The organism is Nocardia sp. JCM 34519.1, assembly GCF_020361265.1.
Lineage (GTDB): Bacteria > Actinomycetota > Actinomycetes > Mycobacteriales > Mycobacteriaceae > Nocardia > Nocardia arthritidis_A.
In genome coordinates, this window is the sequence record NZ_JAIRBR010000006.1 from 18,029 (window position 1) to 40,529 (window position 22,501).

At 67.8% G+C, this 22,501-nt stretch carries 21 protein-coding genes; 11 read left to right on the forward strand and 10 right to left on the reverse strand.

What is annotated here, in order from left to right:
• From ispD to LGY53_RS17060, 5 genes are all read left to right on the forward strand, one after another.
• On the forward strand, positions 1 to 699 hold the full coding sequence (gene ispD, locus LGY53_RS17040; RefSeq protein WP_225727660.1) for a 2-C-methyl-D-erythritol 4-phosphate cytidylyltransferase: 699 nt from the start codon (positions 1 to 3) through the stop codon (positions 697 to 699).
• A gap of 55 nt (positions 700 to 754) precedes the next feature.
• Positions 755 to 1,222: a 2-C-methyl-D-erythritol 2,4-cyclodiphosphate synthase gene (ispF, locus tag LGY53_RS17045; RefSeq protein WP_167478939.1), complete on the forward strand. Its 468-nt coding sequence runs from the start codon at positions 755 to 757 to the stop codon at positions 1,220 to 1,222.
• A 96-nt stretch (positions 1,223 to 1,318) separates the two neighbouring features.
• Complete coding sequence (cysS, locus tag LGY53_RS17050; RefSeq protein WP_167471659.1) at positions 1,319 to 2,722, forward strand: cysteine--tRNA ligase; 1,404 nt, start codon at positions 1,319 to 1,321, stop codon at positions 2,720 to 2,722.
• Positions 2,722 to 3,696 carry a 23S rRNA (guanosine(2251)-2'-O)-methyltransferase RlmB gene (gene rlmB / locus LGY53_RS17055; protein ID WP_225727661.1) on the forward strand — a complete coding sequence of 325 codons (975 nt, stop codon included), beginning with the start codon at positions 2,722 to 2,724 and terminating at the stop codon, positions 3,694 to 3,696. The genes cysS and rlmB overlap by 1 nt, the downstream gene beginning before the upstream one ends.
• Before the next feature lie 41 nt (positions 3,697 to 3,737).
• The gene (locus LGY53_RS17060; RefSeq protein ID WP_225727662.1) at positions 3,738 to 4,016 is read left to right on the forward strand and encodes a DUF4190 domain-containing protein; all 279 of its coding nucleotides are present in this window, start codon (positions 3,738 to 3,740) and stop codon (positions 4,014 to 4,016) included.
• A 9-nt stretch (positions 4,017 to 4,025) separates the two neighbouring features.
• Here the strand turns inward: LGY53_RS17060 and LGY53_RS17065 are convergent, their stop codons facing one another.
• From LGY53_RS17065 to kstR, 7 genes are all read right to left on the reverse strand, one after another.
• On the reverse strand, positions 4,026 to 4,832 hold the full coding sequence (locus LGY53_RS17065) for an enoyl-CoA hydratase/isomerase family protein (RefSeq protein WP_167471662.1): 807 nt from the start codon (positions 4,830 to 4,832) through the stop codon (positions 4,026 to 4,028).
• A gap of 111 nt (positions 4,833 to 4,943) precedes the next feature.
• Positions 4,944 to 6,113 carry an acyl-CoA dehydrogenase family protein gene (locus tag LGY53_RS17070; RefSeq protein WP_225727663.1) on the reverse strand — a complete coding sequence of 390 codons (1,170 nt, stop codon included), beginning with the start codon at positions 6,111 to 6,113 and terminating at the stop codon, positions 4,944 to 4,946.
• A gap of 220 nt (positions 6,114 to 6,333) precedes the next feature.
• Positions 6,334 to 7,179: a metal ABC transporter permease gene (locus LGY53_RS17075; RefSeq protein WP_255664357.1), complete on the reverse strand. Its 846-nt coding sequence runs from the start codon at positions 7,177 to 7,179 to the stop codon at positions 6,334 to 6,336.
• Positions 7,180 to 7,208: 29 nt separating this feature from the next.
• A complete protein-coding gene (locus tag LGY53_RS17080) occupies positions 7,209 to 8,144 on the reverse strand; it encodes a metal ABC transporter ATP-binding protein (protein ID WP_225727665.1) in 936 nt (311 codons plus the stop codon).
• Positions 8,145 to 8,151: 7 nt separating this feature from the next.
• Complete coding sequence (locus tag LGY53_RS17085) at positions 8,152 to 9,036, reverse strand: metal ABC transporter solute-binding protein, Zn/Mn family (RefSeq protein ID WP_225727666.1); 885 nt, start codon at positions 9,034 to 9,036, stop codon at positions 8,152 to 8,154.
• 145 nt (positions 9,037 to 9,181) lie between these two features.
• Positions 9,182 to 11,752 (reverse strand): trehalose-phosphatase, encoded by a 2,571-nt coding sequence (gene otsB / locus LGY53_RS17090; RefSeq protein ID WP_225727667.1) that lies wholly within the window; start codon positions 11,750 to 11,752, stop codon positions 9,182 to 9,184.
• A gap of 280 nt (positions 11,753 to 12,032) precedes the next feature.
• Positions 12,033 to 12,677: a cholesterol catabolism transcriptional regulator KstR gene (gene kstR, locus LGY53_RS17095; protein WP_167471667.1), complete on the reverse strand. Its 645-nt coding sequence runs from the start codon at positions 12,675 to 12,677 to the stop codon at positions 12,033 to 12,035.
• Positions 12,678 to 12,824: 147 nt separating this feature from the next.
• Here kstR and LGY53_RS17100 point away from each other — a divergent pair, with 147 nt between their 5' ends.
• Genes LGY53_RS17100 through LGY53_RS17125 form a run of 6 tightly spaced genes read left to right on the forward strand, consistent with a single transcriptional unit; the run spans position 12,825 to position 19,784 of the window.
• On the forward strand, positions 12,825 to 14,999 hold the full coding sequence (locus tag LGY53_RS17100) for an acyl-CoA dehydrogenase (RefSeq protein WP_225727668.1): 2,175 nt from the start codon (positions 12,825 to 12,827) through the stop codon (positions 14,997 to 14,999).
• A gap of 20 nt (positions 15,000 to 15,019) precedes the next feature.
• Positions 15,020 to 16,084 carry an acyl-CoA dehydrogenase family protein gene (locus LGY53_RS17105; protein WP_225727967.1) on the forward strand — a complete coding sequence of 355 codons (1,065 nt, stop codon included), beginning with the start codon at positions 15,020 to 15,022 and terminating at the stop codon, positions 16,082 to 16,084.
• Positions 16,069 to 17,229 (forward strand): acyl-CoA dehydrogenase family protein, encoded by a 1,161-nt coding sequence (locus LGY53_RS17110; RefSeq protein WP_225727669.1) that lies wholly within the window; start codon positions 16,069 to 16,071, stop codon positions 17,227 to 17,229. Before LGY53_RS17105 ends, LGY53_RS17110 begins: the two co-directional genes overlap by 16 nt.
• A 17-nt stretch (positions 17,230 to 17,246) precedes the next feature.
• Complete coding sequence (locus tag LGY53_RS17115) at positions 17,247 to 18,176, forward strand: bifunctional MaoC family dehydratase N-terminal/OB-fold nucleic acid binding domain-containing protein (protein ID WP_305082716.1); 930 nt, start codon at positions 17,247 to 17,249, stop codon at positions 18,174 to 18,176.
• Positions 18,173 to 18,613: a MaoC family dehydratase gene (locus LGY53_RS17120; RefSeq protein WP_225727670.1), complete on the forward strand. Its 441-nt coding sequence runs from the start codon at positions 18,173 to 18,175 to the stop codon at positions 18,611 to 18,613. Before LGY53_RS17115 ends, LGY53_RS17120 begins: the two co-directional genes overlap by 4 nt.
• On the forward strand, positions 18,606 to 19,784 hold the full coding sequence (locus LGY53_RS17125) for a lipid-transfer protein (RefSeq protein ID WP_225727671.1): 1,179 nt from the start codon (positions 18,606 to 18,608) through the stop codon (positions 19,782 to 19,784). Before LGY53_RS17120 ends, LGY53_RS17125 begins: the two co-directional genes overlap by 8 nt.
• Positions 19,785 to 19,803: 19 nt before the next feature.
• On the opposite strand, the gene LGY53_RS17130 is transcribed toward LGY53_RS17125, so the two are convergent.
• The 3 genes from LGY53_RS17130 to LGY53_RS17140 are packed head-to-tail and all read right to left on the reverse strand — an operon-like array spanning position 19,804 to position 22,489.
• The gene (locus LGY53_RS17130) at positions 19,804 to 20,259 is read right to left on the reverse strand and encodes a hypothetical protein (RefSeq protein ID WP_225727672.1); all 456 of its coding nucleotides are present in this window, start codon (positions 20,257 to 20,259) and stop codon (positions 19,804 to 19,806) included.
• Positions 20,256 to 21,530 (reverse strand): DUF58 domain-containing protein, encoded by a 1,275-nt coding sequence (locus LGY53_RS17135; protein WP_225727673.1) that lies wholly within the window; start codon positions 21,528 to 21,530, stop codon positions 20,256 to 20,258. Before LGY53_RS17135 ends, LGY53_RS17130 begins: the two co-directional genes overlap by 4 nt.
• Entirely contained in the window at positions 21,527 to 22,489 is a 963-nt protein-coding gene (locus tag LGY53_RS17140; protein WP_225727674.1) for a MoxR family ATPase, read from the reverse strand. The genes LGY53_RS17135 and LGY53_RS17140 overlap by 4 nt, the downstream gene beginning before the upstream one ends.
• Between the last annotated feature and the right edge of the window lie 12 nt (positions 22,490 to 22,501).

Genomic DNA, 22,501 nt, shown 5'->3' on the forward strand with positions numbered 1-22,501 from the left:
GTGAACGGTTCTGACAGCGACGATCTCGTCGTTGCACTGGTACCTGCCGCCGGCCGCGGCGTTCGCCTGGGTGGAGCCGCACCCAAAGCGTTCGTCGCAGTCGGCGGCACGCCTATGGTCCGGCTGGCCGTCGACGGGCTGATCGCCTCCGGCGCGGTCGACCGGATCATCGTGATGGTTCCCCCCGAATTCGTATCGAGTGCGGTTGCCCTGCTGCCCGAGACGAATTCGGTCGACGTGGTGGTCGGCGGGGCCGAGCGCACCGATTCGGTGCGCGCCGGTATCGCCGCCGCGCCCGAAGCCGCGTACTTCCTGGTCCACGATGCCGCCCGCGCCCTGACGCCGCCCGAACTCATCGCCAGGGTGGCGGCCGAACTGCGTGCGGGTCATCCGGCCGTCGTGCCCGCGCTGCCGGTGGTCGACACCATCAAATCGGTCGACGAGTCCGGTGCGGTGACCGGCACCCCGGATCGTTCCGGGCTGCGCGCCATCCAAACCCCGCAGGGTTTCGCGGCCGGCCTGTTGCGTTCCGCGTACGCGACCGATACCAACGCCACCGATGACGCGGGACTGGTCGAGCGGCTCGGCGCCCGGGTGCACACCATCCCCGGCGACCCGATGGCTTTCAAGATCACCACGCCGCTCGACCTCCGGCTCGCGCACGCGCTGCTCGACGAGCGAACGGCGGGCCTGGCATGACCGAGTCAGGGCCCCTCGGGCATGCCGAGAAGGACACCGCATGACCGCGGCGGATATGCGGGTCGGCATCGGCAGCGACGTGCACCCGATCGAATCCGGCCGTCCCTGCTGGATGGCCGGGCTGCTGTTCGACGGTGACGACGGCTGCGCGGGCCATTCCGACGGCGATGTCGCCGCGCACGCATTGTGCGACGCGCTCCTGTCGGCCGCCGGACTCGGCGATGTCGGCGCGGTATTCGGCACCGGACGGCCGGAGTGGGCGGGCGTCTCCGGCGCCGCGATGCTCAAAGAGGTGCGAAGGCTGCTGGAGGAGGCGGGCTTCGGCATCGTCAATGCCGCGGTGCAGGTCATCGGCAATCGGCCGAAGATAGGGCCGCGTCGAGCCGAGGCGCAGCAGGTGTTGGGCGAGCTGCTCGGCGCGCCCGTCTCGGTTTCCGGAACGACCACCGACGGACTCGGGCTGACCGGTCGCGGGGAGGGCGTCGCCGCCGTCGCCACCGCGCTGCTGCACTCCTGTCGCTGAAGACCTGTCGCGCCCGGCATTCCCGCCGGTCGCGGCCCACCCGGACTATTCAGCCGATCAGTTGACGAACATTCCCACCAGCTAGGATGAACCCCCGTGACTCTGCGCCTGTTTGACACCGACACGCGGACCTTGCGCGATTTCGCGCCGCTGGTCCCCGGCCGTGCATCGGTGTATCTGTGTGGCGCAACGGTTCAGGGGGAACCGCATATCGGGCATGTGCGCAGCGGGGTCGCCTTCGACGTATTGCGCCGGTGGCTGCTGGTGCACGACTACGACGTGTGGTTCATCCGCAATGTCACCGATATCGAGGACAAGGTCCTGTCCAAGTCGGCCGAGGCGGGCCGGCCGTGGTGGGAGTGGGCGGCCACCTATGAGCGCGCCTTCGACAATGCGTACGACACGCTCGGTGTGTTGCCGCCATCGGTGGAACCCCGTGCGACGGGTCACATCACCCAGATGATCGATTTGATGCAACGGCTCATCGAGCGCGGGCACGCATACGCCTCCGAGGGCAATGTCTATTTCGACGTGCTCAGCTATCCGGATTACGGCAAGCTGTCCGGCTTCAAGATCGATGACGTCGCCCAGGGCGAGAGTGAGGGCAAGGGTAAGCGCGATCCGCGCGACTTCACCCTCTGGAAGGCCGCCAAGCCCGGCGAGCCCACCTGGCCGTCGCCGTGGGGTCCCGGCCGCCCCGGCTGGCATCTGGAATGCTCCGCGATGGCCGAGTTCTATCTGGGCGCGGAATTCGATATCCATTGCGGCGGAATGGATTTGGTATTTCCGCACCATGAGAACGAGATCGCCCAGTCCAAGGCGGCCGGTGACGGGTTCGCCCGGTACTGGTTGCACAACGGCTGGGTGACGCTGGGCGGGGAGAAGATGTCCAAATCGCTCGGCAACGTGCTCTCGGTGCCGAATGTGCTCAAACGTGTTCGGGCCGTTGAACTCCGGTACTACCTGGGCAGCGCGCACTACCGCTCGATGCTGGAGTACTCGGACAAGGCGCTGCACGACGCGGCGCAGTCCTATCAGCGGATCGAGGCCTTCGTACATCGCGTACACGAGCGCGCGGGCGATGTCCCGGTCGGTAAATGGACCGACGCGTTCGCCGAACATCTCGACAACGATCTGGCAATCCCCAAGGCGCTCGCGGAAATTCACAACCTGGTGACCGAGGGCAACAAGGCGCTCGACGCGGGCGCCGCCGAAAGCGCCCGCGGTATCGCCGGGCAGGTGCGGGCCATGCTCGGCATCCTCGGCGTAGACCCGCTGGACCCGCATTGGCATCAGCCACAAGACAATTCGGCCGCGCTCGAGGCACTCGACGTGCTGGTCCGCGCCGAACTCGACCGCCGTCAGCAGGCCCGCGCCGAAAAGGATTGGGCCAGTGCGGATGCGGCGCGCGACCGGCTGCAGGCCGCCGGCATCGAGGTGACCGATACGCCGAACGGCCCGGAGTGGTCGCTGGGCACCCCACCCGGAAAGGCGAACTGATGGCAGGCAATTCACAGCGACGCGGCGCGGTCCGCAAGGGCGGCTCCAAGAAGGGCGCGGTCGTCGGCTCCGGCGGCAAGCGCAGGCGCGGGCTGGAGGGTCGGGGCGCGACCCCGCCCGCCGAGATGCGCACCAAACATCCCGCCGCCAAGCGCGCCGCCGCGAAAGCCAAAGCGGCACAGGGACGTCCGACAGGTAAGGCGGCGCCGCGCGCGGCGGGTCGCCGGTCCGACGACGGGCCGGAGATCGTGCTCGGCCGCAATCCGGTGGTCGAATGCCTGCGCGCCGGTGTGCCCGCGACGGCACTGTACGTCGCGGTCGGCACCGAGAACGACGACCGGCTCACCGAGAGCGTCAAGATCGCCGCCGACACCGGGATCTCGATTCTCGAGGTGCCGCGCACCGATCTGGATCGGTTGAGCAACAACGGATTGCATCAGGGCCTCGCGCTGCAGGTGCCGCCGTACCGGTACGCCCACCCCGACGATCTGCTGGACCGGGTGCGCGGTACGCAGGAGCCCGCGCTGCTCGTCGCACTGGACAATATCTCCGATCCGCGCAATCTCGGCGCGGTGATCCGCTCGGTGGCCGCGTTCGGCGGTCAGGGTGTGGTGATTCCGCAGCGGCGCAGCGCCAGCGTCACGGCCGTCGCCTGGCGCACCAGCGCGGGCGCCGCGGCCCGGCTGCCCGTCGCGCGGGCCACGAATCTGACTCGCACGCTCAAGGATTGGGCCGCCAACGGCATCCAGGTGATCGGGTTGGACGCGGGCGGTGACACCACCCTCGACGAATTCGACGGCACGGGGCCGACCGTGATCGTCGTCGGCTCGGAGGGCAAGGGTCTGTCCCGGTTGGTGCGGGAGAACTGCGACCAGATTCTCGGCATCCCGATGGCGGGCCCGGTCGAATCGCTCAACGCCTCCGTCGCCGCCGGTGTGGTGCTCGCCGAAATCGCCCGCCAGCGCCGGGTCTGAGCTACGCACCAAATCAGCTACCGCCCCGTAGAATTCGGCTGGTGGCGATACCCAACCAGATACCCGGCCAGCCGATCGAGCATCCGCACGCGATGCTCGTGCTGTTCCTCGGTATAGGCGGCATCCTGTGCTGCGGGGTACTCGGGCCGGTGGCCTGGGCGATGGGTAAGCGCTCGCTGGATCAGATCGAGGAATCGGGCGGTGCGTACGGTGGCCGGGCACAGGTGCTGGTCGGGTACATCCTCGGGATCATCACCACGGTTTTCATGATCATCCTGGCACTGGTGTTCCTGCTGATCCTGGTCGGCGGCAACGCCTGAGCGCACTTCTCAGTCGAGGCTGGGCCGGTCCTCGGATCTGGTGTCCCAGGCCGGCCACTCCTCGTTGACGCTGCCGGACCAGTTGGGCTGGCGGCGGTCGCGGAACGCCGCCATCGCCTCGCCGCCGTCGATGCTCTTGGCGGCGTGCTGGTTCAGATCGCTTTCCAACTGCCCCACCATATTCGGGGTCATCCCGAGACCCTCCCACAGCAGCCGCTTGGACAGCGCGACCGGCAGCGGCGCCGAACCGCTCGCCAGATCGTGCGCGACGGCCAGCGCGGTCGGCAGCACCTCACCGGCGGCCAGGCAGCCGTTCGCCAGGCCGAGCGCCTTGGCCTCCTCGCCGTCGAAGGTGCGGCCGGTGAGCATGATGTCGGCGGCATTGGCCATGCCGACCAGCCGCGGCAGCGTCCAGTGCGCGTATCCGTCGGCGAGCACGCCGCGACGAACCTGGTTGAGCCCGTACACCGCATCGCGCGCCATGTATCGCAAGTCGCACTGCAGCGCCAGCGCCAGCCCGATGCCGACGGCATGCCCATTGACGGCGGCGATCACCGGTTTGCGCACCCGCCACGGCGGCGGATCGATGGTCGCGCTCACCTCGCCGACCCGGTTCGACAGGTCGGCCCCCGCGCAGAACGCCGGGGCGGTGCCGGTGATGACGACGGCGCGCACCGCGTCCTCGGCATCGCAACGCTGTAGCGCGGCACTCAACTCGGCGGCCATCGCCGGTGTGACGGCGTTCTGCTGGGCGGGCCGATTGAGCGTGAGCACGGCGATGCCCGCTGAGACATCGACGAGCAATTCCGAACTCATGCCACGGATGTTAGGCCCACCCGTCACCCGACCACCACCCCCCATCGAATCGCCGCGCGATGCGAAGCCGCACATGGCGGCGTTTCACCATGTCCGGCCGGAAGAGTCCGTTCAACGCAGAATTCGGCGACCGATCGCGTATTTGTGCACCTCGGTCGGACCGTCGTAGAGCCGGAACGCGCGCATATCGCGGAAGATCATCTCCACCACGGTTTCATCGCTGATCCCGATGCCGCCGAGCACCTGCACGCAGCGGTCGGTCACCTTGAACAGCTCCTCGGAGACGAAGGCCTTCGCGACCGAGCTTTCATGCCTTGCCTTCTCGCCGCGATCCATCAGCCAGCAGGCGTGCCAGATGGTGAGGCGGCACTGGTGCAGTGCGATCTCGTTGTCCGCCAACATGAATGACACGCCCTGGTGTTCGCCGATCGGTTTGCCGAATGCGGTGCGGGTCTGCGCGTGCCGGATGGCGATGTGCTGGGCGCGCTCGGCGGCGCCGAGCCAGCGCATGCAGTGGGTGAGCCGCGCGGGGGCCAGGCGCAGCTGGGCGTAGCGCAATGCCTGACCCGGCTCGCCGAGCAGCGCCGACTTCGGCAGCACCAGGTTGTCGAAGCGGACGACGCCGTGGCCCCCGACGTAGTTGCGGTCCATGGTGTTCATGGTGCGTTCGACGACGATGCCGGGTTGGCCGCCGTCGGTGAGGAACAGGGTCGGCCCCGCGGGCAGGTGCGGATTATCCGCGAGGCGGGCCATGATGATCCAGGTCTTCGCGCCGTTCGCGCCGGTGATCAACCATTTGCGGCCGTTGACGGTGAAGTTCTCGCCGTCGAAGGTCGCGGTGCTGGCCAACTGGTCCGGATCCGAGCCCGCACCATCGGGTTCGGTCATCGCGAAAACCGAGCGCTGGTGTCCGTCGATCACCGGCATCAGGTAGCGCTCGATCTGCTCCGGATTCGCGACCTTGGACAGCAGGTACATATTGCCCTCGTCGGGCGCGGCGCAGTTCATCGCGACCGGGCCGAGAGTCGACCAACCCGCGGCTTCGTACAGCACCGCCTGCTCGACATGGGTGAGTCCGCGTCCGCCCAACTCGACCGGCGCCTGGATGGTGAGCAGCTTCTCGGCGCGGGCCAGTTCGACCAGTTCCTGCCGCAGTTCGTCGGTGGGTCCGTGCGCGGTCAACCGCGGATCGCGCTCGTAGGGAACGATCTTGTCGATGACGAACCGGCGCACGCGATCGCGTTCGGCGGCGAGGTCGGCGGGAATCGAGAAGTCGATCATCGTTGGTCACCTTCGTAGTCGGGCGCGTGGCCCGAGCATACGGAACGTATTCCGGCATAGTGAAGGCACCCGCCCTCAGTGTTCGGTGACGCCGATTGCCTCCTATCCCAGGCAGCAACCGCACGACAATGCCGGAATCCCTACTTCCGCACACCCACTGACTTCCGGCGCAAGCAATAGCAAAGCGCGGGAAGCCGACGATAAGCGGGAGACGGATGACCTACGCGGGAACCGAGGCCCGAGCGCGCTGTCGCCGCCGGGGGCCGACCGCTCGGCAGACGAGATAAATGCCGAAGGAGATGGCGGTGACGAAGGTGGAGACCGGGACACCCGGTGCCAGGGAGAGCAGTATTCCGCCCACCGCGGCGGTTTCCGCGAACAGCACCGCGAGTACCGTCGCTCGCACCGGATTCGCGGTGAGCTGGGCGGCGGATGCGGCCGGGGTGATCAGCAGCGCCAAAACCAGTAGCGCGCCGACGATTTGGACGCCGAATGCCGCGGTGATGCCGAGCATGACCGCGAAGACCACCGAAAGCGCGCGCACCGGAACCCCGCGTGCCAGTGCGACTTCCGGATCGGAGCTGGCGAAAAGCAGTGGGCGATAGACGATCGCGAGTATCGCGAGCACCGCGACCGTGCAGCCGATCAGCAGGGTGAGCCCGCCGTTGCCGACGTTCACCACCTGACCGGTGAGCAGCGTGAATTTCGAACCGGCCCGCTCCGGACTCAACCACAGGAAAAGCACCGACAGTCCGAGCCCGAAGGAGAGCACCACCGCGATCACCGAATCACGTTCCCGCGCACGGGTTCCCAGCACGCCGAAGAGTACGGCCGCGACCACCGATCCGGCGATCGCGCCGAAGCCGACACCGATACCGGCCAGCAGCGCCGCGGCGGCACCGGTGAGTGACAGCTCGCTGGTGCCGTGCACCGCGAACGACATCTGCCTGCTGATGATCAACGGTCCGATCGCCCCGGAGAGCAGGCCGAGCAGCGCGGCGGCCAGCACGGCCTGCTGCACGAAATCATGCGAGAGCAGATGTGCGGTGGTGTGGAAGTCGAGCATCTTCGACAGGACTCCGGACAGCTTGTCGATCACGAGCGCACCTCTTCGCGCGGCAGCGTGGGATTCGCGCCGTCCGTGCCGAGTTCATCTGTCGCCGCCGACGATTCGGCCGGAACCAGCAGGCATTCGTCGTCGTTCGCGCACGAGTCGGTCGGGCCGTGATGTCCGCCGAGCGCGTCCATGGTGTCCCCGGAGCCGACGACGACGAGCCGTCCGCGCACCCGTAGCACGTCGACCTGGGTGCGGTAGAGCTCGGAGAGCACCTCGGAGGTCATCACCTCGTCCGGCGTGCCGATCCGGAACGCTCCGTCCACCAGGTACAGCACCCGATCGACAAGGGGCAGAATGGGATTGATCTCGTGGGTGACGAAGAGCACCGCGGTGTCGTGCGTGCGCCTTCGCCTATCGATCAGCTCGGCGACCAGACGCTGATTCGCCAGATCCAGGCTCAACAGCGGTTCGTCGCACAGCAACACCTTGGGATCGCCGACCAGCGCCTGTGCGACGCGTAGGCGCTGCTGCTCGCCGCCGGACATGGATTCCAATGGGGCATAAGCGAATTTCTCCGCGCCGACGGCCGCGACCGCCGCCGCGATCTTGCGCTGCCGTTCCTTGCGCCGCCGCAGCCCCAGCCCCCAGCGGTGTCCGTCGACGCCGAGGCCGACCAGATCCACCCCGCGCAGCTGCACACCCGCATCGATCGTCTTCTGCTGCGGCACATAGCCGATATCCGGATTGCCGACCCGCGCGGGCAGGCCGTGGATCCGTGCGCTGCCCGAGCTCAGCCGGTGCTGCCCGAGCAGCACCTTCAGCAATGAGGTCTTACCGGTGCCGTTGGGTCCGAGGACGGCGATGAATTCACCGGGCGCGACGTCGAGATCCAATCCCTGCCAAAGGGTTCGGTCGCCGAAGGACAGCCGGGCGGCATCGAGCCGGACCGCGGGCTCGTCGAAGGGTCTGCTCACGTTCTCCTCAGCTCAGTGCGGTGGCGAGCGCCTGCGCGTTCTTGGTTTGCCATTGAACGTAATCCGTACCGCTCGGCAGGGTTTCGGTCACCTCCACCACGGGGACGCCCGCAGACCGTGCGATATCCCGCAGCCCCTCGGTGGTCTTGTCCTCGGTCTGCACGTTGTAGATCAGGGCGCGAACCTGCTTGCCGGTCAACAGCTCCCGGACCGCGGCGACCGTCGCCGGCGCCGGATCGGTCTCCTGCTCGATCGCGTTCTGGAATTCGCGCGGGGTCCGGTCCTCGGCCGCAGCGGTGCGCAGCAGGTAGTGCGCGATCGGTTCGGTCTGCAGCACCGGGGTTTTCGGGTGGTCGGCGGCGATCTTGCCCGCGATCGCGGTGATCGCGCCCAGGCGGGCGCGGAAGGCGGCGGCCCGGTCGGCGTATGCCGCGGCATTGGCGGTGTCGATCTCGCCGAGCGCGGCGGCGATTCGGTCGGCGACCGTGCCGACGGTGGTTACGTCATACCAGACGTGCTCGTTCTGGTCGGCTCGGTCGGTGCGCGATTCGAAGGCCTGCACGGTCTTCTTATTCCGGCCGCCGATGGCCTTCGCGGCGAATTCGTCGTAGCCGCCGCCGTTGTAGACGACCAGGCTCGCGTCGGCGATCTTCGCCGAATCGGTCGCGGTGGTCTCATAGGAGTGCGGGTCGATATTCGGATCGCCGATGATCGCGGACACCGTCGCATCGGGTCCGGCGATCTGCGCCGCGATATCGCCCCAGACATTGGTGGACGCGACGACCGTCGGTTTCCCGGAATGTTCGGTGTCGCTGCCGCATGCGGTGAGTGCGATGGCGCTGGCCAAACCCGCGACGACGCCGGCGATTCGGATGGCTGATCGTGACTTCAAGCGGGGCACTCCTGATGACGCGGCAGAGCATAATGGAAACCGTTTCCGTTTCACTTTAGCAGCAGCCCACAACCGCGCAAAAAGCCGGCCGAACGCGTCGAGCCCGCGAACATGCGGTTCGCGGGCTCGATCTACCAGGGCGAATTCAGACGAGCGCCTCGACGGGCTGGCTCAGCAACTGTGCGCAGCGCAACAGGCCCAAATGGCTGTACGCCTGCGGGTGATTGCCGAGCGAGCGTTCGGCCACCGGGTCGTACTCCTCGCTGAGCAGGCCGGTCGGCCCCGCCGCGTCCACCAACTGGGCGAACAGCGCCTCGGCGTCGGAACGCTTGCCGATGAGCAGGTACGCCTCGATCAGCCAGGCCGCGCACAGGTGGAACCCGCCCTCGCCGCCGGGCAGTCCGTCATCGTGGTGGTAGCGGTAAACCGTTGCACCGCTGCGCAGTTCGGCCTCGGTCGCGACGACCGTCGCGGCGAAGCGCGGATCGGACGGATCGATCAAGCCGCTCAACCCGATATGCAGCGTCGCCGCGTCCAGATCGGTGCCGTCGTATGCGGCGGTGTACGACTTGACCTCGTCGTTCCAGCCCTGGGTCTTCACCTCGTCGGCGATGGTCTCGCGCAACAGTTCCCAGCTCGGATCGACCGGCCGCTCGAATTTGCGGGCCAGCATCAGCGCGCGGTCGACCGTGAGCCAGCCCATCACCTTCGAGTACACGTGGTGACGTGGGTTGCCGCGGATCTCCCAGATGCCGTGGTCGGGTTCCTGCCAGCGGCGCTGCACCGCGGAAACCATGGCGTGCACCAGTTCCCAATCGGCATCGGGCAGCGCCTTGGCCGGATCGGTGATGCCCTTGCGCTCGCGTCCCTGCGCCAGGCTCGCGATCAGATCGACGATCGGGCCGAAGACGTCCAGCTGCACCTGCATATTCGCCGCGTTGCCGACCCGCACCGGCCGCGAACCCGCGTAACCGGGCAACTGGTCGATCGATGCCTCGGGCGGCAGGGTTTCGCCGTAGATGGTGTACAGCGGGTGCAGCCGTTCCGGGCCCTGCAGCGTCTCCAGCACCCGATGCACCCAGTCCAGGAATTCCTCCGCCTCGGTGAGCGAGCCGAGCGAGACCAGGGCCTGCGCGGTGAGCGACGCGTCGCGCAGCCAGCAGTAGCGGTAGTCCCAATTGCGCACGCCGCCAATGTCTTCCGGCAGCGAGGTGGTGGCGGCGGCCAGAATGGAGCCGGACGGCCGGTGCACGAGGCCGCGCAGGGTCAGCGCCGAGCGCTTCATCAGATCGGGCTTGAGCGGCGGCAGTTCGAGCCCGGCGGACCAGGCGTACCAGTAGGTCTCCGCCTCCCGCCTGCGCTCCGGCTCGCTGGTCATGGCCGGTGCGAGATCGGCTGTGCCGCAGCGCATCTCCAGAACCACCGGGCCCTTGGACGGATCGATCACCGCGCGCGCCGAATGGTGCACGCCGTCATCGATGATCTCCCACTCGACGCCGGGGGAGCGCAGCACCATCGGATCGTTGGTGCCCTGCACCCGCAGGCCGGTCGGGCCCGCCTTGATGGTCACCGGCACCTGCCCGAACTCCGGTCGCGGCGCGAAGGTGACGACCGCCCGCGCATCGCCGGTGATCACCCTGGTCAGATCGGTACGGTCCGGCGCGACGTCGTGCGGCAGATAGTCGACGACCTGCAAACTGGCCCAACGTGTTTCGACGGTCATGGTGCCGTCGACATAGCGCTGCGAGAGCGGCAGCCCCGGCCGCTCCGGCGCGATGCTGAAGTGTCCGGCCTGCGGCCCGCCGAGCAGATGCGCGAACACCGCGGCGGAATCCGGTTCGGGGTGGCAGAACCAGGTGACGGTGGCGTCGGGGGTGAGCAGTGCGACCGAACGCGGGCTGGCCAGCATGGTCAGCCGCTCGATTCGGGGGGCGCTGGCACCGGCCAGCCAGGTGCGCCGCTCCTCCAACAGGAAGGCCAGCGCGCAGGACACATCCTCGGTGCTGTCGACGCGGAACTTGGCCAGGGTCTCGCCCTCGCCGACCTTGATGCCGACATCCGGGCCGGACAGCACCCGGAACGCCTTCTCGTCGGTGACGTCGTCGCCGAAGAAGACCGCCGCCGACGCGGACGCCTCATGCCGGACGGTATCCAGCGCGGTGCCCTTGTCGGTGGGCACCACCGCGAGTTCGATCACCGCCTTGCCCTCGGTCACCTGTACGCCGACCCAACTCGCCGGACCCTGCCTGGCCTGGGTCAGCGCGCGGCGGCCGATCTCCGGGCTCGCATTGCGCACGTGCAGTGCGATACTCGCCGGTTTGGTTTCCACGCTGACGCCCGGATTCTCCTCGGCGATCTGGGTCAGGGCCGTAGTCACCTCGTGCAGTAGATGTTTGGCGTCGTTATCGATGGCGTGCACGAAGCCGACATCGAATTCCGAGCCGTGACTGCCGATCAGTTGCACCTCGACCGGAAGCCGGGACAGCGCGGCCAGATCGCGCAGCGCCCGGCCGGAGATCACGGCGGCGGTGGTGCCGGTCAGACCGGCGAGCGCTCGTAGCGCGTTCACCGATTCTCGATGCGGATAAGCCTTGGCGGGATCGGACACGATGGGCGCGATAGTCCCGTCGTAATCCGATGCGACCAAGAGCCGTGGCACGCGCGCGACCGTCGACAATGCACGGCGAAGTTCCAGTGGCAGATCCTGTGCGCTCACGCATCCAACCTAGTGATCGGAGGAGTTTTTTCAGGGGCGGGCAAAACAATACTGTGTTGAATTTGCCGCACCGTGCCGCGCCGGTATGCGTGCGCAAGGTGGCGACGCGCGCAGACCATCGCTGCGCGCGATCTTCCCTGGTTGTGCCCTCCGGTACAAGACCAGCGTGGCCCGGCTCGCATTCGGCGCCGCGGGTGGTCCAGGTCTCCCCAGCGGTGGGATTTGCCCGCCGTCGGCTGGTGATGTGGCCGCCGGATTGCTGCCGGGCGGCCGTCCGCGGTTAAGAGCGCTCGCCGAGGAGGAGGTCGACCGTCAGTTCCAGTCGCTCGGTGACATCGGTCGCCGAGGCCCGGCGGGTAAGCCACGCAACGAGATTGGATAACCACACATCACTGATTACCCGGGCGATGGCCAATTGACGCTCGGTTGGCTCCCCATCGTTCATGGCGCGCGCGAAAACCCGGTCCATCACCTTGCCGACCCGGTCCACCTCCGCGGCGGCCGAGGCGTCGGCGAACATGAATGCCCTGGTCATGGCCTCGGTGAGCAGCGGATCGCGCTGCATCATCCTGGTGATCTGGGTGAGCAGCAGATGCATTCGCTCCTGTGGCGTCGAGCCGGCAAGCGGTCTGCGTTTGCCCTCGATCTGCTCGAACTCCCGGGACAGTGCCGAAACGAGCAGGTGCACCTTCGACGGGAAGTAGCGGTAGAGCGTGCCGACCGCGACATCGGCCCGCTCGGCGACCGCGCGCATCTGGACCGCGTCGTATCCGCCCTTGGATGCCAATGCCAGCGTGGCGTCGAGGATGCGCTTGCGCCGTTCCCGTTGCGCGGCCGAACTCAGCTCGTCCTCGCTGAGCGTGGTGACCGTCGTCGGCGCCGACCCGTTCGAGTCGGCTCCCTGCGATCGGGAGGGACTGGCCATTTGCTGAAAGTCCTTTCCTGAAACGTCGTTTCGTCGGCTGGCTTGACATCTGCGTCGGTAGGGCAGCGCGTCTCTTGACTTACGCCCGACGATGATATTAGAACATGTTCTAGGTGTGGGAGTCACGCCGGAAAGGCGGTATGGAGTGTGACCATCGCCACCACTGACGAGCATAAAGCCGTTCAGGAGTCGATGCGCGGGTGGGCGGGATCGGTGCGCCCAATTGCAACAATGCGGGAGCAGACCGCCGATTTCTGGCGCGCGTATTGGCCCGGGCTGGCCGGGCTCGGAATATTTCGGGTCGCGGTGAGCGAGGCGAACGGCGGCGCCGGTGGGACCGTCGCCGACCTCGCGGTGCTCGTCGAGCAGGCCGCGCACGACCTCGTCGGCGGGCCGGTGCTGGCGACGGCGGTGGCCAACCTGGTCACCGCGGGTGCGCTGGACGAGGAACTGCCGTGCGGTATCGCGCTCGACAACGCTGTCGGCTCCGCTGAGAGCGTACCCGCGGGCACAGCCAGCATCGAACCGGCATCCGGTGCTGTGTTGCTCGATGGTGTCTGGGATCTGGTGCTCGGCGCGGCGCCGGGCACCGCGGTGCTACTGCCCGTCCGGACGCCGAATGGCTTGCGCTGGTGCCTGATTCCGCCGGATACCACCGGGTTGCGGGTGGAGCCGCTCGCACCGATTGACCCAAGTGCGCCACTGGCGCGAGTGCACTGCGACGCCGTGTCGGTGCCCGACGCGCGGGTGTTCACCGCACCGCACGATGTCGCGGATCTGGTTGCCGCGCTTGCCACCGCGGAACTGGCCGGCGTCGCGGGCTGGTGTCTGGAGACCGCGGTCCAGTACGCGAAGGTACGCGAACAATTCGGGCGCAAGATCGGATCTTTCCAAGCGGTCAAACACATTTGCGCCTGGATGCTGTGCCGTACCGAACTGATCCGCGCGCTGGCCGCCGATGTCGCGGCCGCCGTGGACGAGGGCGGTGCGGAGTTGCCGATCGCGGCCGCCATCGCCGCGGCGGTCGCGCTGGACGCCGCGGTGGAAACCGCCAAGGACTGCATCCAGGTACTCGGCGGCATCGGCTTCACCTGGGAGCACGACGCCCACTTCTACCTGCGCCGGGCCACCGCGCTGCGCCAGCTGCTCGGCGGCGGCGCGCATTGGCGGGCCAGGGTCACCGAGCTGACCCGCGCCGGCGCCCGCCGCACCACCGGCGCCGACCGGGTGCTCGCCGCCGAAGACATTGCCGCCGTGCCGGATTCGTGGCATCGCGAGCTGGTCGCGCAGATCGCCGAGATCGCGGCGCTGCCCGCCGAGCGGCAGCGGGCCGCGCTCGTCGACGCCGGACTGGTGATGCCGCACTGGCCACCGCCCTACGGCCGAGACGCGAATGCGACTGCGGCACTTGTCATCTCGGAGGAATTGCGGCGGGCCGGGGTGGCCGTGCCCGATATCGTGATCGGCGGCTGGGCGATTCCGACGCTGCTGCGCTACGGAACCCAGGACCAGATCGATCGATTCGCGCTGCCGACGTTGCGCGGCGAGATCATCTGGTGCCAGCTGTTCAGCGAGCCGGAGGCGGGTTCGGATCTGGCGGCGCTGCGCACCACGGCGAAGCGGGTCGACGGCGGCTGGCGCCTGCGCGGGCAGAAGATCTGGACTTCCGAAGCCACCAGGGCGGATTGGGCGATCTGCCTGGCCCGCACCGATGCCGCCGCGCCGAAACACCGTGGCATCAGCTACTTCCTGGTCGATATGCGCACCGGCGGCATCGAGGTGCGGCCGCTGGTGCAGATTACCGGACAGGCCAGGTTCAGCGAGGTATTTCTCGACGACGTATTCGTGCCGGACGACTGCCTGGTCGGCACGCTGAACGATGGATGGCGGATCGCCAGATCTACCCTGTCGCACGAGCGGATCGCCATGAGCGGCAACGGAATCGGCGCCGAGCTGGAGGAGTTGCTCGCGCGGCTGCCCGCCACCGGCCCGGGTGCGGAACTGCGCAACGACCGGCTGGGCGGACTTGTCGCCGAGGCGGTTTCGGGTCTGCTGCTGGAGCAGCGGGCCGCCGCGACCACCATCGCGGGCGGTGACGCGGGCGCGCAGAGCAGCGTCCGCAAGCTGGTCGGCGTGCGGCACCGCCAGGCGGTGGCGGAATTCGCGGTCGAGACGGCGGGGCCCGCCGGGGCGCAGGAGAATGCGGCGGTCACCGAATTTCTGCAAACCCGTTGCCTTTCCATCGCGGGCGGCACCGAACAGATCCTGTTGACGGTGGCCGGGGAACGCATCCTCGGACTGCCGCGCGACGCGGACGGTTAAACGAGAACCGGGAGATGAGCGTGGACTTCACCAGGGATGAGGGCCAGGACGCAGTGGCCGAGGTCGTCGTCGGATTGCTGGAGCGCGAGCCCGCGCGCGATATCGGGCTGTGGCCGAGCCTGGTCGAGACCGGACTGCTCTCGGTCGCGCTGCCGGAGCGGTTCGGCGGCGACGGCCTCGGCCTGCCCGAAATATCGGTGCTGCTCACCGAATTGGCGACCGACGCGGTGGCGGTGCCCGCGCTGCCGACCCTCGGTTTCGGACTGCTCGCGCTGTTGCCGGTATTGCCGGACCGGGTCGCGCAGCGGGTGTATCCGGAGATCGCGCAGGGCGCAGTGGTCACGGCGGCACTCAACGAGCCCGCCGCACCGTTCGCGGTGAAGCCGGAAACCCATGCGATCTCCGACGGCAGCACCGTGCGGATCACCGGGCACAAGGTGGCCGTGCCCTATGCGGAGCAGGCTCGCTGGCTGCTCATACCCACCGATTCCGGTGTAGCCCTGGTCGATTCGGAAGCCCAGGGACTCACCAAGACCCCGTCACCGGTCTCCGGCGGCATGCCGGAATGCACGGTGCTGCTGGATCAGGTGGTGATACCCACCGAACAGCTGCTGCCCGGTGCGCTCGGCCGACTACATCGGCTGGCGCTGGCCACGATCGGTTCGGTGGCCGACGGACTGCTGAAGGGCGCGATCACGCTGACCGCCGAACATCTGCGCACCCGACGGCAATTCGGCCGTCCGCTGGCGGAATTCCAGGCGGTGGCGCAGCAGATCGCCGACCTGTACGTCATCTCGCGCACCCTGCACGCCGCTGCGGTATCCGCCAATTGGGCGCTCGCACAGGATGATTCGAGCCAGGCCCACCAGGACCGGGTCGATGACGACCTGGAGATCCTGGCCTACAGCGTCGCCGCCGACCTGCCGCGGGCCATGCAGAAGTGTCATCACCTGCACGGCGGCCTCGGCGTCGATATCACCCATCCGATGCACCGCTACTACTCACAGGCCAAGGACATCGCCCGCTGGCTCGGCGGCGCATCCTTCCGGCTCGATCGTCTGGGGGCGAGATGTTCGTCGATCTGACCACCGAACAGCGCGAGCTGCGCGCCGAATTACGTTCCTACTTCGCCGATCTCGTCACACCCGAAGAGGAAGCGGAGATGGCCATCAACCGGCACGGCGACGCCTACCGCGCGGTGGTCCGGCGCATGGGTCGCGACGGCTGGCTCGGCGTCGGCTGGCCGATCGAATACGGCGGCCAGGGATTCGGACCGGTCGAACAGCAGATCTTCTTCAATGAGGCGGTGCGGGCGGATGTTCCGCTGCCGCTGGTCACGCTGCTCACCGTCGGCCCCACACTGCAGCAGTTCGGCACCGATGCGCAGAAACAGCGCTTCCTGCCCGGAATCCTGTCCGGCGAAATCCATTTCGCCATCGGCTACTCCGAACCGGAGGCGGGTACCGACCTGGCGTCGCTGAGAACCAGCGCCGTGCGCGACGCGTCCGGCGACTGGATCGTCAACGGGCAGAAGTTCTTCACCACCGGTGCGCACGAGGCCGACTACATCTGGCTGGCCTGCCGCACCGGAACGGTGGAATCGCGCCATCGCGGCATCACCATCCTCATCGTCGATACCACCGATCCCGGCTATTCGTGGACGCCGATCATCACCTGCGACGGCGCACACCACACCAACGCAACATATTTCGACGATGTCCGGGTGCCCGCCGACATGCTGGTCGGCGCGGAGAACGGCGGATGGAAGCTCATCACGACCCAGCTCAATCATGAGCGGGTCAGCCTCGGGCCATCCGGCAAAATCGAACAGCTCTACGACCGGGTCCGGGAGTGGGCACAGCCGCGCGGCGTGCTCGCCGAGGGCGAGGTACGGCGCACGCTCGGCCGCATCCACGCCATGGTGCGGCTCAACGAACTGCTGAATTGGCAGGTCGCCGCGACTCACGGCGGCGATCAGGCCAGCGTCATCGCGGATGCCTCGGCCACCAAGGTGTTTTCGACGGAATCGCTGCAGGAGGCGGGTCGATTGGCGGAGGAGGTGGTCGGGCACTACGGCGATCCGGCAGACCCGGCCACCGCCGAACTGCTCACCTGGCTGGACCGGCGGACCAAACAGAATCTGGTGGTGACCTTCGGCGGCGGCGTCAACGAGATCATGCGCGAGCTGGTCGCCACCGCCGGCCTCGGCCTGCCACGAGTTCCGCGCTGAGAACCAAGGAGACGCGCATGCCGGAAACCCTTGCCCCGGAAGCGATTATGCAGGCCGCCGGGGCCATCATGGCCGAGGGCGACTGCCCGCCGCGGCTCGGTCGCGATCCGGTCAATCAGCCGATGATCAACAACTGGGTCGAGGCCATCGGCGATACCAACCCGATCTACGTCGACGAGGCCGCCGCCCGCGCGGCCGGACACCCCGGAATCGTCGCACCACCCGCCATGGCCCAGGTGTGGACCATGCCGGGACTCAATCGCTCTCGGCCGGAGAGCGATCCGATGGACCAGACCTTCCGGCTGCTGGACAGCGCCGGTTACACCTCGGTGGTCGCCACCGATTATCAGCAGACATATCACCGGTATCTGCAAGTGGGGGAGCAGGTTTCGGTGGTCAACCGGCTGTCGGACATTCGCGGTCCGAAGCGGACCGCGCTGGGCGAGGGCTGGTTCATCACCTTCCAGATGTCGTGGAAGGTCGGTGATGAGGTCGTCGTCGAAATGCTGTTCCGGATGCTGAAATTCGCGCCGGGCACCGCACAGGCGCCATCCGGCGAACGGGTCAAGCCGCTCGTCTCGCTGGACACCGAATTCTTCTGGGAGGGAGCCAAACTCGGCGAACTGCGGATACAGCGGCTACCCGATGGTTCGCTGCGGCATCCGCCGATTCCGGCACTGTGGCTGGACAAGTCGGAGACCACCGACTATTTGGTCGCGTCCGGGCGCGGGACGGTATTCAGCTACGTCGTACACCATGCGCCGAAAGTCCCTGGGCGGCAGCTGCCATTCGTCGTCGCGCTGGTCGAACTGGAGGAGGGTGTGCGGATGCTCGGCGAGTTGCGCGGTATCGACCCCGGCGCGGTGGAGATCGGTCTGCCGGTGCGGGTGGCCTTCGAAAAGTTGGACGAGGCAGGCGCTTTGCCCTACTGGGTGGTGGCGAAATGACTACAGCATCGCGCACCGGTGGGCCGACGACAGCCGAGCCGGTCGTCGAGATCGGTACCGTGCTACCGGAACTCGTCATCGAGGCCGATCCCACCTTCATTATCGGTACGGCCTTGGCCACCAGGGATTTCCAGGATGTCCACCACGACAGGGACAAGGCGGTCGCCCGCGGTTCCAAGGACATCTTCGTCAATATCCTCACCGATGCTGGGCTCGTGCAGCGATTCGTCACCGACTGGGCCGGGCCGCGCGCCATCGTCAAATCGATCGCCTTGCGCCTGGGCGTGCCGCTGTACGCGGGTGACGCCCTGACCCTCACGGGAACGGTCACCGCGATCGAGGCGGGCGATATCCACATCGACGTCGTCGGGCGGGACAGCCTCGGCGATCACATCACGGCGAAAGCCGTTATCGCCTATCGGAGTTCGCATGACTGACCAGGGCATCTCGGGCCGTGCCGCGATCGTCGGCATCGGCGCGACCGACTTCTCGAAGGACTCCGGACGCAGCGAGTTGCGGTTGGCGGCGGAGGCGGTGGGCGCGGCACTGGCCGACGCCGGTCTGACAGCCGCGGATGTCGACGGCCTCACCACCTTCACGATGGATACCAACACCCAGGCCGCCGTCGCGCGCGCGGTCGGTATTCCGCGGCTGAAGTTCTTCAGCCACATCGGATACGGCGGTGGCGCCGCCTGCGCGACCATCCAGCAGGCCGCCATGGCCGTCACCACCGGAATCGCCGATGTGGTTGTGGCCTATCGCGCGTTCAACGAGCGTTCGGTCTCCCGCTTCGGCCAATTCTCAACGGCTTTGGCCGCGGCGCCCACCTCGTCCGGCATCGACGCGGGCTGGTCCTATCCCCAGGGTCTCGGCACGCCCGCCGCGCAGGTGGCCATGGTGGCCCGCCGGTACATGCACGTATACGGCGCCACCAGTGCGGATTTCGGTCGCGTCGCGGTGGCCGACCGCAAACACGCCGCCGTCAACCCGGCCGCCTTCTTCTACGGCAGGCCGATAACCCTGGAGGAACACCAGAATTCGCGCTGGATCGCCGAACCGCTGCACCTGCTCGATTGCTGCCAGGAATCCGACGGCGGCGTCGCGATCGTGGTCACCAGCGTCGAACGCGCCCGCGACCTGCCGCAGCGCCCGGCCGTAATCGCCGCCGCCGCACAGGGTTCCGGCACCGACCAGTACGTGATGACCAGCTACTACCGCGACGCGCTCACCGGACTTCCGGAAATGGGGCTGGTCGGCGAACAACTATGGGCCCAAAGCGGTTTGCGGCCCAGCGAGATGCAGGCCGCCATCCTCTACGACCACTTCACCCCCTTCGTCCTCATGCAACTGGAGGAACTCGGCTTCTGTGGCCGGGGCGAGGCCAAGGATTTCATCGCCGACGGCGCGATCGAACTCGGCGGCCGCCTGCCGCTCAACACCCACGGCGGCCAACTCGGCGAGGCCTACATCCACGGCATGAACGGCATCGCCGAGGCCGTCCGCCAGATCCGCGGCACCTCGGTCAACCAGGTCCCCGATCTGCTGAATGTCCTAGTCACCGCAGGCACTGGCGTCCCCACCTCCGGCCTGATCCTCAGCGCCAATTGAGCGGAGCCGACTATTCGGGTCAGCTGGTCGGAGCGGCGGGCTCGTCGCCGGTACGGGTGCGGTGGGCCAGGCCTTGGATCACCAATGTGTACAGCACGATGATCAGGATTGGGGCGGCGATGGGGGCCCAGGCCAGGTTCAACGGGAGGAATGCGGATAGGGCGGCGGCGGCCGCGAAGGTGATGGCGCCGGCGACGGAGGGGATGGTCGTCGGGACGACACCGGCGGGCGCGGTGACGGTGGCGGTATTGAGCAGGTAGGTGGTGCACACCAAACCCGTTGCGGCAGCGGATAGTACGCCGGTGTCGGCGATGGCGAGCGCCGCGATCGCGAGCAGTACCGCGGCGACCGCGGCGGGACGCAACCACCAGCCGGCGACCACCAGGACGGCGACCGGAATGGTGAGCACGGGCGTCATGATGCCGACGGCGGTGACGAGGAGCGCACCGGCGAGCACCGCGAGGAATCTGGTCATCGGCGCACCCGAACGGTGCGGCGATGCTCCGGGAGCACACGCATCGCCTGGTCGAGCCGGGTGCCCTCCGGCCAGGCGACGATATCGACACCGACGGTGCCCATATCGCGGTACATCGCGGAGCGCTCCAACTGCCACATCTTGGCCAGTGTCGGTTCGAGCCCATCGTTGAAAGGGTTGCCGCGCAAGACATCCACGGCCACCACTACATGCCCGCGCTTGCGCAGATCGATCAGCGCCAGCGCGAACTGGGTATCGAGCAGCGTCGAGAACGCCACCACGATGGCCCCGAGCGGCACCGCCGCATGCGGTGCGAGCGTGCCGGTGGTCGGGATGTGTTCGTCGCCGACATCGAGCACGGTGTCGACGATCCGATAGAACTGGCGGCGGCCGATATCCGGGCGCAGCCACCGCGGCGACCGGCCGAGACAGACGACGGCCGTCCGGTCGCCCGCCTGCAGCGTCGACTGCACCACCTGGGCGGCGCCGCGCACCGACAGTTCGAGCGAGTCGCTGGCCGGACCGGGCGCCTGCTGCGAAGTATCCACCAGCACAACGACATCGGCGGACCGATTGGTGAGCCGTTCGGTGACGTAGAGCCGGCCGCGACGCGCGCTCACCGGCCAATTGATGGTGCGCAGCTGGTCGCCGGGCGCATAGGCGCGAATATCGGCGTACTCCACCCCCGGACCGTGCTTGCGGGTGAGGTGGGTGCCGATTCGTTCCGGAAGTTCGGTGCGCGGCAACCTGATTCGCTGTGGGTCGGCGATCGGGTAGACGAACAATTGTCCGGCGGGCAGTATCGCGGTGGCCACCGAGAGCCCGGCCGGATTCAGCGCGGAAACCCGCACGAATATCGGATACCGGCCCCAGCGCTGCGTCGAGAGCGCGAGCCGCAGCCCGGCCGGCGTCTGCCCGGAATCGACCGCCTCCTCGACCTGAATATCCAGCCCGGCAACCTTTTCCGGTTTGCAGCGGAGCAGCGCGTGCCCGTGCTCGACGAATGCGGCGATGGTCAGCACCACCTCCTCGGTTTCGAAGCACCGCGACGTTCCGCCACCGTCGACCTGAATTCTGGTGGTGGACAGCTGAAGCGGCGCGGTGGCGAGCACGCCGAGCAGCGGTGCGGCGAACACCACCAGCTGCCATTTGCCGAGCGCGATCGCCGAGACCAGCGCGACCGCCGCGCATCCGGCCAGCATGTACACCAGCGGCGCCGGGCGCCAGGACAATTCGGCGTCTACCGCGGTGCTCGCGTCGCGATGCCTCATGTCACGGTGGCGCGCGGCACGGGCAGGCGGCGCAGGAGTTCGGCGATCACGTCCTCGCCGCGGATCCGGCGCACCCACATCTCCGGCCGCAGCGTGATCCGGTGCGCCATCGCAGGCACGGCCAGCGCCTTGACGTCCTCCGGGATCACGTAGTCGCGTCCGAGCAGCAGCGCCCTGGCCCGCGACATCTGCACCAGATCGAGTTCGGCGCGCGGGCTGGCGCCGACCTCGACCTGCGGATGACTGCGGGTGGCCGCCGCGAGGGCGACGACGTACCCGACCACGTCCGGATGCACCGTTACGTATTCGACCGCCTGCCGCATCTCCAGCAACCCGGTCGCGTCCACCACAGTGCCGACGACGGCGGGTGTCGCGCCGCGCTCCAGCCTGCGCCGGATCATCTGCGTCTCATCCTGTTCGGACAGATATCCGAGCCGCAGCTGGATGGCGAACCGGTCCAGCTGCGCCTCCGGCAGCGGATAGGTGCCCTCGTACTCGATCGGATTGTCGGTGGCCAGGACGATGAAAGGCTGTGGCAACTGGTAGGTTTCGCCGTCGATGCTGACCTGTCCCTCGGCCATCGCCTCCAGCAGGGCCGCCTGCGTCTTGGGCGGGGTTCGGTTCACCTCGTCCGCGAGCAGCACATTGGTGAAGACCGGTCCACGGCGGAACGTGAAACGGCCCGAGGACATGTCGTAGATGGTGGAGCCGAGCAGATCGGCGGGCAACAGGTCGGGCGTGAACTGCACCCGGGTGAACTGTAGGCCGAGTGCGGCCGAAAACGACCGGGCTATCAGGGTTTTCCCGAGCCCGGGTAGATCCTCGATCAGAATATGCCCGCCGGAAAGCACGGCGATCATGATGAGCTGTAGCTCATCCTGTTTGCCGACGACGACGCGGCCGATCTCGCGCAGAATCGCCTCGCTGCGCTGCACGGTGGCTTCCATCGGCATCGTCATATGGCTACTCGC